Origin of the sequence: Bacillus cereus group sp. BfR-BA-01383 (assembly GCF_022663495.1) — a bacterium.
GTDB lineage: Bacteria > Bacillota > Bacilli > Bacillales > Bacillaceae_G > Bacillus_A > Bacillus_A cereus_AU.
Genome location: NZ_JAKUFP010000006.1, coordinates 1 through 11,858, shown reverse-complemented (window position 1 = coordinate 11,858; position 11,858 = coordinate 1). Strand labels below are relative to the sequence as shown.

The window sequence follows — 11,858 nt, the reverse complement described above, 5'->3', positions numbered from 1 at the left end:
TATGTTTTTTATACGTGACCATTTCATCATTATATATGTTTTATAATAATAAAAAAGACATTGTCTTTTTATCAAAGATAATGCTTTTTTAGTTTTATCCTTGTACTCGTACTTGTTGTACTTGTAAAACTTTTAAAGTAAGATCTAGTACAATTTTTTCACGAAGAGTATCAAATGGCTCGTTTAATTCTGTTGGACAAGGGGAAAAGTCTAACTCAAAAAATTGAGCACTGACTAATTCGCAATACGGTTGTTCATTATAAAAAACTGTATTTCCGAAGAAACTTTCAAAATATCCATGCACCAGCAAATTAATATTGAAAGCACCTTACCTTATTGTAAAAAAATAAAAACCGACTTTTTTAAGTCGGTTTTTATACCAATTTGTAATTTTAAAAAGGGACTAATTAATATTAATTTAATAAGATTTACTAGTTTTTTTACGTTGTACAATTCGTACCAATCCCCATTCATTCACCTATTATCCACAAAACAAGTATCATACGCCTTATCAAAAACATATCCTAGCTTTTCTGCTAGTTTGGCAGATGTAGTATTCGCTGCATCCCAGTTTGGATATTTACCCTTTTCTAAACAATCCAATATTAACGCTGCACTTACTACAGTCGCCAAATCTTTTCTTCTATGATTTTGATCAGTCGCAACTTCAATTTCAATTCCATCATCATAAATGCTATAAGATGACGCACCACATACAACTTCTCCTTTATACAAAATACCATAACCTATACCTCGTTTTATATAATCTTCTATTGATTGAAATTGACTTGTGAAATCTTCAGAAAGCTTGTGTAGTGTAGGATTATTTGCGATATGCTGATCTATTCTTCTTAGCTCATATCCTTTTGGAAGTGCTGATATAAAAGATTGTAATTTTGAACGATCAAAAACTTCCGAATTACGTTTGAATTTATAGCGTAAAAACTTATCTATTTTTCTTTCATAAAATGTTTCTAAACGCTTTTTCCATTCTTCACTATTTACGATTACTAACATTCTTTCGGGAATATTACGTAATAACTCTTCTGTTTCTTTCACATTTGGATTTCCAGCGTAAAATGTGAAAATCCCTACCGTAATTTGTGCTACTGTCGGGCTTTCAAGATCGTTCACCCAAGCTTCTCCCATATGTCCTTGTAAATAAGAAAGTAAAACAACATTATTGAAATCCCCGAACATAGAAACTAATTTTTTTCTTGTATGTATATTCGCTTCATATATCATTTACATTCCCGCTTTCTATAAAATCAACTAGCCTTTACAGTTACATAAATTAATCAATCAACATTCATATTCTTATGTACATTCAATTATTTCTCATAAAAGCATACATCTATTAAACTAAAACTTTGAATTATCATAAAATTTATGTAAATATAAAATGATTATAACATCTATTTCCTATGAAATGATTGACCTATAAAAATAGGTTAACAGCTTATTTATTTCTTACTAATTAACAAGCAAACTAAACGGTACATATAATCTATAATTGGTTTACTTATTCTATTATGTAACAACCCTCAACAATAATTTGAGGGTTCATTGAAATACATATATTATAATTCATTTTTAAAAGTATATGACTCTGTGTCACCATTTTTATATATTTTAGTCAACTTAATTATTGACTTGTACATTGTATTATCATCGATTATTATTTTTTTCATCTCTTCTATTTCGGCATTACCAGTCCCGCTCTCTATTTTTAAACAGTTCGAAATGTTGAGGTATCCACTTGATGCGAAAAGAATAATAAACGTTATATCAGGGAAATTAATGAACAGTACTCCAAACTTCAAAGGATTCGCAGCCGTATCTGATAAAACTAATCGGAAATTTAATAGTTCAGGCACTTGAACAAAGTCTTTAGAAACAATCGCTTCACCTACAATAGTAATTTGCTTTACTACATTCCCAAGTTCATCTGTAAATTCAATACATCTAGGTGCATCAATTGTTTTTGCTTGTAAAGATAAATTTAATTCTGGATTATGAAAGTCAAAAAAGAGTGTACTTCCCTCTGTTAAACATTGCGGACAAATATTTCCAAGTAGACTAAAATCCTCTTCAATAAATTTAACTTTCGTTTTACAACTACACACTTTCCCTATTCGGATTGCATCAATCCTTAAACAATCTACAAATATAACTTCATTGTCCTCTTGTAAAAATGATACGATACCTTTCATCTTGTTAAATGAAAGGAAATAGGTTACAACAATTTCCTTTCCAGCTATAACGATACCCTCAACTTTAGTAAAAGGTTCTAGACTTTGTAAAAATTCACATATACTATTTTGGCAACACCCACAATTGCGTTTCGGCTCACAGTCCACTTACATTTAATCCCTTCCCTATATATGTTTTATCTACTACATATAATATGAGTGGAATATAAGAAAAGCTTGGACAATATAACTTTAACGTAGGGATATAGTTATCTACTCATAACATTAGTAAGGAAATTAAAACAATATTGAGCAATAACACGTAAATTTTACTATAAATACATATAACAATTTCATCTTTCATGAAAAAAACGTTATAATGAAGTGTAGCCTCTACGATTACGTTATAAAGGAGATTAAAACAATGGCTAAAATTAAAGTGTACCAAGCAAAAGAAGAAAATATGGAAGCAGTAAAAAATATTATTGATGTTGAAGAACAAAATCCAACTGCTGAAAACTTACAAAATCTATACACATGTGTATTAGATACTGAAGATATGGCATTGCCTGAATCATACATTGAAGAAGATATCTTAATTGATTCTATGGAAGTTATGGTTAACGCTTCTCAAAACAAAGTAAGAGACTTAGGTGCTTACGATGTAATCGAAGTTCAAAACAAAGGTAAGAAAACACAAATTTTATTATTAGCAGACGAAGAATACGAAATTATCGAAGGCTAATCTAACACCGTACATACGAAAAAAGCTCCTTTCAAAATTGAAAGGAGCTTTTTTTACGCTTTTGATGTTTCACTCTTTTTATTCGTTTGTTCTTTCTTAATTACCATGCGCTCATTTCCCATAAAGAAAATGAATACGAACGCTAAAATTGCTGGGACTAATGCCCACATAAATGTTTGAACAATTGAACTAGAAAGAGCTTCAATAATTTTATCTAATATTTGCGGCGGAATTTGAGATCTAGCCGATTCTGATAAAATAGCTCTTGAATCTCCTAATGCGTTAGTATTCATTCCCCCGCTCATACCTTTAAACGCTTCTTCTAATTGATCTTGGAATCCTGTTCTTTGGATCATTCCGAAGATTGTAATACCAAGTGTCATTCCTAATGAACGAATGAAGTTACTTGTTGAAGTCGCAGACCCGCGTTGCTCCATACCGAAGTTGTGAATAGCTGCCATACTTAGTACAGAGAATGAGAAACCGACTCCAAATCCGATAATAATCATATAAACCGTTAATAATATACGACTAGTTTCTGGCGTTAACGTGCTTAATAAGAATAATCCGATGAGCATAATTACAGCAGAAATAAACATAATGTTTCGGTAGCTAAGCTTTGTCGTTAAAAATCCGCCTAACTGCGCTGTAACTACTGATCCTAACATCATCGGTAAAAGTAATAATCCTGAGTTCGTTGCGGTACCACCGTATACACCTTGAATAAATAACGGAATGTACACAGTTGCTGACATAAATGCAGCCCCGTAACATAATGCAATAATTGTACTCATTCCGAACAAGCGCTGTTTAAACATCTCAAATGAAATAATTGGTTCTTCTACTTTTCGCTCAATAACAATAAAAGCGATAATTAAAATAGCAAATCCAGCAAATAAACTTAAAATAAAGTTAGAATCCCAATCATATTTTTGGCCACCTAGCTCTAAGGCGAACATTAAACAAACTACTGCACCAACTAAAGTAATTGCGCCAAACCAATCAATTTTTTGTTTTCTATGAACTCGTGACTCTTTATAAAAGAATGTAATAAAAATAAGTGCTAAAATGCCAAGTGGTAAGTTAATATAAAATACCCAGTGCCAACTAATATAATCCGTAATATATGCACCTAGTAATGGCCCAAAAATACTTGATAAACCAAATACTGCTCCGAATAAACCTCCCATTTTCCCGCGCTTTTCAGGAGGGAAAATATCAAAAACGATCGTAAACGCGATTGGCACTAATGCCCCGCCCCCAATACCTTGAATGGCACGATAAATACCTAATTGCGTAATATTTTCAGCAGTACCACAAAGTGCCGAACCAATCATAAAGACGATTAAACCGAAAATAAAGAATCTCTTTCTACCATACATATCTGATAGTTTACCGAAAATCGGCATACCTGCCATTTCTGCGACCATATAAGCAGAAACAACCCATACAAAGTTTTCAAGGCCTCCTAAGTCACCAACGATCGTTCCCATCGCTGTTACGACAATGGTATTATCCATTGATGCCATTAAAATACCTAGCAATAAACCGGCAACAACGAAGCCAAGTTTATTATTCTTCTCAACCATATCTCTTGCTCTCCCTCAAACTACTTATATTTGTTTATGTTCTTTGACGACTGCATTGCCTTTCTGATTAAAACTAGTATGATATTCTACAACACTAATTTCACAGCCAGGGCCAATTATAACATGATTTCCTCTTACTACGTCTGCTATTGTATGTTCTAAATAAATATCATCCCCTTCAATGATAGTTGTTTGAAGGTTTCCTGCATGACTTATAAAAGGTATAAATCTCGCTTTTTTACGAACGGTAATCTTTTTACCACCAATTTCTCTTACTTTACTTCCTTCATAACGAAGTGAAATTTCAATATTTTCCGCATTAAGTAAGCCATCACTTTCAAGACCACCAGTTATTGATAATTCTTCTACTTCAATATCTCCCTTCACATTTAATGCACCCTTCACATCTACAAAATTACCCGAAAACTTTCCTTTCACTTCAATCATACCTCTAACTTTTATTTTTTCAATATGAGCATCACTATGCATTTGTGTATTACCGTATACCTTGACATATTCCGCATCTACATTTCCTTGTACCTCACTATCTCCATACACGACATAGTTTTTAACTTTCATATTACCGCGTACATCACTCGTGCCGTACGTTTTAAATTCATTACAACTCATATCATTAGAAATTGTTCCTTCACCGCGAATCTTCACTTTGTTATAATCTCCACCCGCTGAACTACCAGAACCATTCACTGTAAGACTATGTTGATGTTCCATTCTAATTCCCTCCTTCCTTACACCTGCTTAATTTCTTTTACATTTGCACTTTTATCAACAGTAAGAACACCAGTATACTCAATGAGTTCAATCTCACAGTTCGGTCCTACTGTAACATTGTTTCCTCTGACCGTTTTTATGTGAGCATAATCAATATCGATATTGTCACCTTCTAACAGATCAGCTTCTAATTGCAAGCCAAACACTGATTTAAATAGTCTACTAAAAGTACTCAACCTATGTCTTACTTTAATCGTTTGACCGCCAATTTCTTTCGCTCTACATGTACCGTGAATATTTATATTAATTTCATCTGCGCTTAATAATCCACCAACTGTAAATTGTCCTTCTGAAGAAAACATATCAACTTCACAATTACCATCAATCGTCGCTTGACCGTTGATTTTAAGTTCTTCACCAGTTATATTTCCACCTATCGTTCCTTTTCCTGCAATCTTTAAACTATTCGCCTTTACATCTTCTGTAATTGTCGCTTTCCCATCAATTCGCATCATTTCTGCATGAACCGTACCATCGATTTTACCTGACCCGCTAATTCTTGCATTATTACTTTTCAAATCACCAGTAACTGCACCGTAACCATTACATTGAAATTCATCGCATTCAACATTTCCATTTACAGTCCCTTTTCCATTTAGTTGTACCTTGTGAAACTCGCCACCATTCGATGTACCATAACCGTTTATAATTAAATTTTCTGTACGCATTACTTCTCCTCCACTACAACAGTTTAGTTTTTACTGCTTCGGTATACTTCATAATTGCTTCACGTAAAACAATCTTCGTTCCTTTTTCAAAAATTAAATCCTCAACGTTTGATAGTAAGAAGCATGTAGAAATTCCTATTTTTCGAATAATAACTAATTCACAATTTTTATGCTTAATTGCTTCATAATTTTCTCGTAAAACTTGCAGAACCATTTTTCCTTCTTCTAAACTAACATCTCCCGATTGCAGTAGTTCTTCTAACATATACACATAAAGAATATCTACAAATCGAAAGTCTGCCGTTTTGTTCGTTTGCTCTATGAAAAATTGTAAAACAGGTTCTGATGTAATCCCTTTATGAATGAGATCTTCTTTCGTTAAAAGAATCTCTGTTACACTTGGCGAAAACATATTTGCTAATTCATCTAGTGATAAATCCTCTTTCATCGTTTGGATTTTATCAATACGCTCTAATATCTTTTCTTTCGGAAAAAATGTTTCCTGACCTGTGAACGTTGACTTCCGTACAAACCAATCTTCCGGTATTAAATTTTTTCTCTTCCACCTATATAACTGTCCGTATGAAATACCAGTAAGCTCTAATAAATCTTTTTTTGAAATTAAATCTGTACTCAACTGTATAACACTCCTTCCTGATAACAATGTAACATAACACTGTTACGCTGTAAATGTACTTTTATAACAAATAGCGTAACAATGTGTAAAACAAACCTGTTTTACACAAAAAAAAGCTCTTACACATCTCATGAAAATGCATAAGAACCTTTATTCATCAAGGCTTAAACCATATTTCATAAAAATCGATCCATCCTTGTGAATTAATCATTATATTTTGTACTTTTTTATGTGTACTTATCTCTTGTTTGTTACGATATAACGGTATAATATGAATTCCACGTAACAATGCGTCCTCAATATCGCGCAACAATGTGACCCGTTTCTTTAATTGATTTTCGGTAAAATACGGCTGTACTACTTCATTAAAATTTATATTACTATGCTGATGAACGAAACTGTTTTTTGTAAGAAACATGTACAACAGACTATCTTCTAACCGTTCACTAATCGTTGCACTATCGTGCATAATATCGGCTTTTTGTATCATATTTATTTGCAATAACTCTTCTATTCCAAGAAAATTGACTTCAATATTCACGCCATATTTTGCACACTCTTTTTGTATCCAATGTGCATCTTCAACATGGTCCCGTCCTTTAAATGTATAAAGTTGTAGTACTTCATTACGATAAGTACTTTGCTTAATTAACTCCTTTATACCTTCTTCACTCTCTATTACGCTGCCATTTGTTAATATTAGTTCCTTTGCTATTTCTCCACGTTCTCCGCCGAGTTGTTGAACGATTGTATCGCCATGAATAATTTTATATAGCGCCTTCCGGAATAACTCATTTTGCATTGGTCCCTCTTTTACAAGATTACATGTTATATATGTCACATTCGACTCAAGTCGAGTCAATTCTTTATTATGTTTCTCTCTATCTTTATACTGCGCTTTTACTAAAACATCATATGTATTTACACTTTGTTCTACATTCCATAATTCAACGCGATCTAGAAAAGGTCTTTCTCGAAAATATAAATGATGAGCTTCTAGTATAAATACATTTTCACTCCTTTTATATAACCTAAAAGACCCTGTCCCAATTAAGTTTCCTGCTTCATCTTCATTTACGATAGAACACTGTTCTGAACTAAGCATATGTAAAAACATTCGGTTTTCCGTATGTAATTGAATTTCAACAATATAATCATCTACTGAACGGACACTTGCAACATGTTGTAACATCCATGCGTGTGGGTTGTTATCAGCTTTCTTAAATCGATTCAGTGAATATACAACTTCATGTGCAGTAAGTTGTTTTCCGTTATGAAAGTAGACTCCTTTTCGTAAATAAAACGTCCATATCTTTTCAGCCTCATTATATTCCCAGTGAAATGCAAGCCTTGGTTCTATAATGTTTGTATTACCGTCTACATATACTAGTGTGTCGAATATATGTTTTACCATATGACATTCCGAGCGCATTGTAGCATATACAGGATCTAATGCGATATCTAAATTCATTTGTACTTGCAAACGGAGTACATCTCTTCTCCCTTGAGATGTACGTTCAACTTGATAACCAAATATCGAATCGACCCAAGTTTTAAATTGCGTTTGAAGCGATGGAAAATACGAGCTATACCTTTCAATAAAGACATTTCCGCTTTTTACATCCCCTTGTCTCGTTATTTCTTTTCCTCTTTCTAAAATTAAAAATACTGGTTGTTTTTCAAAGGACAACTTTGAACGATTTCCTCTTCCTCTACCAGGAAACCACATAATCCAATGTAGTTCTTCCAATTTTTTTATGATTAGTTTGCTATTTCTCTCTGTACAAAATAATGTTTCAGATATATTTTGTATTGTTATTTCTATTTTTTCCCCCTCTGATCTTCCTTTTCCGTACTGAAGCCATAGGTGCATATATTGCTCCAAAATCGTCATAAAACGCCCCCTAAAAGATGAAAAATCTCCCACTTTCATTCTACCCTTTTTCATTTCTTGCTTCCATCTTATCATTTCAATATAGAAAGGAGGACATAGAAATGAATCAACTGATGACACGTTATAAAAAGCCCATTCTCATTCGATTTTTTGGTGAATTATTAGTCCGAACGACAGAAGCGATGTTAGCCATCATTTTTATTGTTCACGTTAATAAAGCGTTAAATGGTAATATCATCGTAACGATGCTTCTTTTCGGATTACAGCCGCTATCTGATATTGTGTTTACATTAATTGCTGGTGGTGTAACAGATAAATACGGCCGAAAGAAAATCATGTTAATCGGGTTACTTTTACAGGCTTTCGCCGTAAGTGGATTCGTTTTTGCTGAATCAGTCATATTTTTCGCCTTACTGTATATCGTAAATGGTATTGGACGCTCCTTATATATTCCGGCACAGCGCGCTCAAATTGCTGACTTAACAAAGAAAGAACAACAGGCCGAAATATTTGCGGTTCTGCAAACGATGGGAGCGATTGGCTCTGTCATCGGCCCATTAATTGGCGCCTTTTTCTATAATAGCCACCCTGAATATTTATTTATACTGCAAGGTGTAGCCCTTACGCTATATGCCGTACTCGTTTGGACGCAGCTTCCTGAAACGGCTCCACTTATGAAAAACGCCGAAACAACGAAAGAAGTATATTCACCAAAACAATTTATTTCAAAACATTATGCAGTATTTGGCCTTATGGTTTCTACACTGCCTATTAGTTTTTTCTACGCTCAAACAGAATCGAATTATCGAATATATGCCGAAAGTGTATTTCCAAATTTTTTATTCGTACTCGTATTTATCTCGACTTGTAAAGCTGTTATGGAAGTCATTCTCCAAATATTTCTTGTAAAATGGTCTGAACGATTTTCTATGCCTAAAATCATTGCGATTTCCTATACTTGCTATACGTTAGCTGCGATTGGATACGGTTATTCTACAACAATGTGGTCATTATTCTTTACATTACTCTTTTTTGTAATTGGGGAAAGTATTGCTTTAAATCATTTACTGCGATTCGTTTCACAAATTGCTCCAAGTCATAGACGTGGATTGTACTTTTCGATTTACGGTATACACTGGGATATTTCAAGAACTTGCGGGCCGTTTGTAGGAGCATTATTAGTAAGCACATTTAGCGGTAGTACTCTATTTTATATTTGTGCCTTCTTCTTAACAATTGGCGGGATCATTCAAGCAATTTTCGTTCAATCATTAGAGCGCACAAAAACAAAAGAGCTGTCCCTATAGGAACAGCCCTTTCTTTTAACCTGCCATTTTATTAATACTATCCTCCGGTGAGAAAACCGACATATGATGTACTTTACCAGTTGAATTTGGAATAACGAACTTTAATTCAAATTGGTCATTTACTTTATAAACGTATATTTTATCATTACCATTTACTTTAACCGATGCCGGTTTTCCTAAAGCTTTTTCGATTTCTTGTAACGTAATTGATTTAAGCTCAGCATGGTACGAACGAACATCAAACACTTGTGATCCTTTATTAAATCCGAATGCAACATTTTTATTTGTAAAAGTTGCATACATCCCATTTCCTGCTTGCTCAGTCTTATCTGCTTTTCCCCACGCTTTTTCGATTTCCTCGATGTCACCTGTATGTGCTGCGTATGGTACGTTAGGTACTTTCCCTTCTTTTGCTTGCTCAAATAACTCTTTAACATGGTTAATTGATTTTTGATTAAGTGTTGTATTTTTCGAATTAGACTCCGTTGAAGGTTTTACCGAATTTTGACCTTGTGGTTTCTCCACAGACTCTTTCTCTTTTTTCGAAGCGGTGTCCTCATTCTTTTTTTCCGTACTATTTTCTGATGTTGGATTTGTTTGTTTCTTTTCCTCAGCACTAGTACAAGCAGTCAAAGCCATTACACATATTAAAGTTAAGAAAAGTATAAGTGTTTTCATTTGTACTTTCATACTTTTCAGCCTCCCACTTTATCCTATTCACTTTTGTAACCATTCCATAACACTACTTTTCAAATTATTTTTGCTCCAAAAAGTCAGTGCTTCATATACACCTTCTCTCCATACTTGTTATATCCTTTTTTATAACTTAAAATAAACTGCTACAAAAACCCCTTTAAATACAAAAAAACAACAGGAAGTGAATATTCATTCCCTTCTAGTTTAATATTTTTTGCTTTCTCATTCTTATTCAAACTGTTTGTCGCCATCAGCAATCTATTAAGATTGCCTATTTGTATAATTAAAAAAGCTGTCCTATTTAAGGACAGCTTCAAATATGTATTTTTACACTTCGATTGATTTACCATCTTCAACAATATGATAAAGTAAATGTGCTAAATGATGAATCGGACCATATTCTTCCTCTTCCTCATCAGTTTCTCCGTGGAATTCAAGGTCGTTTAAGTATAGTGCTAAAAATTGATAGTATAGTTTTAAATCAAATCCGTAGCAAGCACTTGGCTCTTCATGATCTCCTTCATATTGTAACATTAAGTATTGATCATTTCCTTCTGCATCTTCTGCATCAAAGAATACGAAGAAGCCAACGTTTGTATCTAAATCAAATAAATGACGAGTACCTTTTTCTGTTGCTTTATTGAAGTCCTCTTCACTTAATTTATGTACTGTTGTCGCTTTTGCATTATCTTCTTGATGGAAATTTACTGTAAATGTTTTCAATGCTGACACCTCCTGATTGTATAACAGTAGCATAACAGATTAGACAATATAATTCAAAGGGACTGCTTACAAACATAAGCAGTCCCTTTTATTCATTTTCGCATTGCTCGGAATATAAAGCTTACGATGAAAATCAAAATAATCGCACCTATTAAAGCCGGAACAATCGCATATCCACCTATAACAGGTCCAAAATTACCAAATAGCGTCGTACCAAGCCAAGAACCGACAATACCAGCAATAATATTGCCAATTACACCGCCAGGTACATCCCTTCCAGTAATTAAGCTTGCAAACCACCCTAATATACCACCGACAATTAAAGACCAAATCATATGAAAGCCTCCTTTATATAGAAACAAAAAATTATAATTAGAAACAATTGCTTACCATTAGTTATGTTTCATTTCTCATAAGTTATTCGTCCTTTACAAATCAATCAGATTGTACTTACAAAATTTAAGGACAATCTGGCTTTAATATCGTCTTCATAAACTCTTCTTTAAAAGCTGGATAGTTAAAACTGAAGTGAACCCGAATAGTGGTACATGAAAAAAACACCTCCTGAATTCGCATACTAAGTATGCAAATTCAACGGAGGTGTTTTTCATTTGA

At 33.4% G+C, this 11,858-nt stretch carries 12 protein-coding genes and 1 pseudogene; 2 read left to right on the top strand and 11 right to left on the bottom strand.

Annotation, left to right across the window (positions count from 1 at the left end):
- Positions 1-94: 94 nt before the first annotated feature.
- The 3 genes and pseudogenes from MR065_RS08120 to MR065_RS08110 form a co-directional block, all read right to left on the bottom strand.
- Positions 95-283: pseudogene (locus tag MR065_RS08120) on the bottom strand (CsxC family protein); the annotation flags it as partial.
- Positions 284-474: 191 nt separating this feature from the next.
- Positions 475-1,245, bottom strand: coding sequence for a GNAT family N-acetyltransferase (locus MR065_RS08115; RefSeq protein ID WP_242213237.1), 771 nt, complete (start codon positions 1,243-1,245; stop codon positions 475-477).
- Between the two features lie 335 nt (positions 1,246-1,580).
- Entirely contained in the window at positions 1,581-2,360 is a 780-nt protein-coding gene (locus MR065_RS08110; protein WP_242213236.1) for a BC_2878 family exosporium-associated protein, read from the bottom strand.
- A 256-nt stretch (positions 2,361-2,616) separates the two neighbouring features.
- Between MR065_RS08110 and MR065_RS08105 the strand changes: the two genes are divergently transcribed.
- A complete protein-coding gene (locus MR065_RS08105) occupies positions 2,617-2,937 on the top strand; it encodes a hypothetical protein (RefSeq protein WP_097903749.1) in 321 nt (106 codons plus the stop codon).
- 53 nt (positions 2,938-2,990) lie between these two features.
- On the opposite strand, the gene MR065_RS08100 is transcribed toward MR065_RS08105, so the two are convergent.
- From MR065_RS08100 to MR065_RS08080, 5 genes are all read right to left on the bottom strand, one after another.
- A complete protein-coding gene (locus MR065_RS08100; RefSeq protein WP_098991200.1) occupies positions 2,991-4,526 on the bottom strand; it encodes an MDR family MFS transporter in 1,536 nt (511 codons plus the stop codon).
- Positions 4,527-4,550: 24 nt separating this feature from the next.
- Positions 4,551-5,258 carry a polymer-forming cytoskeletal protein gene (locus tag MR065_RS08095; RefSeq protein WP_242213235.1) on the bottom strand — a complete coding sequence of 236 codons (708 nt, stop codon included), beginning with the start codon at positions 5,256-5,258 and terminating at the stop codon, positions 4,551-4,553.
- A 17-nt stretch (positions 5,259-5,275) separates the two neighbouring features.
- On the bottom strand, positions 5,276-5,986 hold the full coding sequence (locus MR065_RS08090; protein ID WP_242213234.1) for a bactofilin family protein: 711 nt from the start codon (positions 5,984-5,986) through the stop codon (positions 5,276-5,278).
- 13 nt (positions 5,987-5,999) lie between these two features.
- Positions 6,000-6,623, bottom strand: a complete 624-nt coding sequence (locus MR065_RS08085; RefSeq protein WP_098266430.1) for a YhbD family protein — start codon at positions 6,621-6,623, stop codon at positions 6,000-6,002.
- Between the two features lie 157 nt (positions 6,624-6,780).
- Positions 6,781-8,517, bottom strand: a complete 1,737-nt coding sequence (locus MR065_RS08080; RefSeq protein WP_242213233.1) for an ABC transporter substrate-binding protein — start codon at positions 8,515-8,517, stop codon at positions 6,781-6,783.
- A 101-nt stretch (positions 8,518-8,618) separates the two neighbouring features.
- Between MR065_RS08080 and MR065_RS08075 the strand changes: the two genes are divergently transcribed.
- Entirely contained in the window at positions 8,619-9,824 is a 1,206-nt protein-coding gene (locus tag MR065_RS08075) for an MDR family MFS transporter (RefSeq protein WP_242213232.1), read from the top strand.
- A 15-nt stretch (positions 9,825-9,839) separates the two neighbouring features.
- On the opposite strand, the gene MR065_RS08070 is transcribed toward MR065_RS08075, so the two are convergent.
- The 3 genes from MR065_RS08070 to MR065_RS08060 all read right to left on the bottom strand — a co-directional run bounded on the left by MR065_RS08070 (position 9,840) and on the right by MR065_RS08060 (position 11,578).
- Positions 9,840-10,514, bottom strand: a complete 675-nt coding sequence (locus MR065_RS08070; RefSeq protein ID WP_242213231.1) for a YjgB family protein — start codon at positions 10,512-10,514, stop codon at positions 9,840-9,842.
- A gap of 333 nt (positions 10,515-10,847) precedes the next feature.
- Entirely contained in the window at positions 10,848-11,243 is a 396-nt protein-coding gene (locus tag MR065_RS08065) for a hypothetical protein (protein ID WP_000847585.1), read from the bottom strand.
- Between the two features lie 92 nt (positions 11,244-11,335).
- The gene (locus MR065_RS08060) at positions 11,336-11,578 is read right to left on the bottom strand and encodes a GlsB/YeaQ/YmgE family stress response membrane protein (protein ID WP_097903757.1); all 243 of its coding nucleotides are present in this window, start codon (positions 11,576-11,578) and stop codon (positions 11,336-11,338) included.
- Between the last annotated feature and the right edge of the window lie 280 nt (positions 11,579-11,858).

Coding starts and splice junctions, on each gene's coding strand:
- MR065_RS08115 (WP_242213237.1), bottom strand. CDS start 1,245: ATGATATATGAAGCGAATATACATACAAGAAAAAAATTAGTTTCTATG.
- MR065_RS08105 (WP_097903749.1), top strand. CDS start 2,617: ATGGCTAAAATTAAAGTGTACCAAGCAAAAGAAGAAAATATGGAAGCA.
- MR065_RS08100 (WP_098991200.1), bottom strand. CDS start 4,526: ATGGTTGAGAAGAATAATAAACTTGGCTTCGTTGTTGCCGGTTTATTG.
- MR065_RS08095 (WP_242213235.1), bottom strand. CDS start 5,258: ATGGAACATCAACATAGTCTTACAGTGAATGGTTCTGGTAGTTCAGCG.
- MR065_RS08090 (WP_242213234.1), bottom strand. CDS start 5,986: ATGCGTACAGAAAATTTAATTATAAACGGTTATGGTACATCGAATGGT.
- MR065_RS08080 (WP_242213233.1), bottom strand. CDS start 8,517: ATGACGATTTTGGAGCAATATATGCACCTATGGCTTCAGTACGGAAAA.
- MR065_RS08075 (WP_242213232.1), top strand. CDS start 8,619: ATGAATCAACTGATGACACGTTATAAAAAGCCCATTCTCATTCGATTT.
- MR065_RS08070 (WP_242213231.1), bottom strand. CDS start 10,514: ATGAAAGTACAAATGAAAACACTTATACTTTTCTTAACTTTAATATGT.
- MR065_RS08060 (WP_097903757.1), bottom strand. CDS start 11,578: ATGATTTGGTCTTTAATTGTCGGTGGTATATTAGGGTGGTTTGCAAGC.